Source organism: Ochrobactrum sp. SFR4, assembly GCF_019730395.1.
Classification (GTDB): domain Bacteria; phylum Pseudomonadota; class Alphaproteobacteria; order Rhizobiales; family Rhizobiaceae; genus Pseudochrobactrum.
This window is the reverse complement of sequence record NZ_JAAPBB010000960.1, coordinates 1-259: the sequence shown is the minus strand read 5'-3', so window position 1 is coordinate 259 and position 259 is coordinate 1. Positions and strand designations below refer to the sequence as shown.

At 54.1% G+C, this 259-nt stretch carries 1 protein-coding gene; it reads left to right on the top strand.

Annotated elements, in window-relative coordinates; translation table 11 throughout:
• On the top strand, positions 1-259 hold a 259-nt coding region (locus tag HBA93_RS21935), incomplete at both ends, for a transglycosylase domain-containing protein (RefSeq protein ID WP_221724659.1).

Genomic DNA, 259 nt, shown 5'->3' with positions numbered 1-259 from the left:
GAACCTTAACGAAGCCGCCACTCTGGCCGGTCTTCTGAAAGCGCCGTCACGTCTGTCTCCTGCACGTGACCCTAAAGCTGCCAATGACCGTGCCAAACTGGTGCTGGCCGCCATGCGTGATCAGGGTATGATCGGGCTGGAAGAACAGGCTATTGCAGAAAGCGAACCACCTACACGGGCTGCGGCCTATTGGTCAGGTTCAGAAAATTATGTTGCCGATGCGGTTGTGTCAGAATTACCAAAACTGATTGGTGAAACC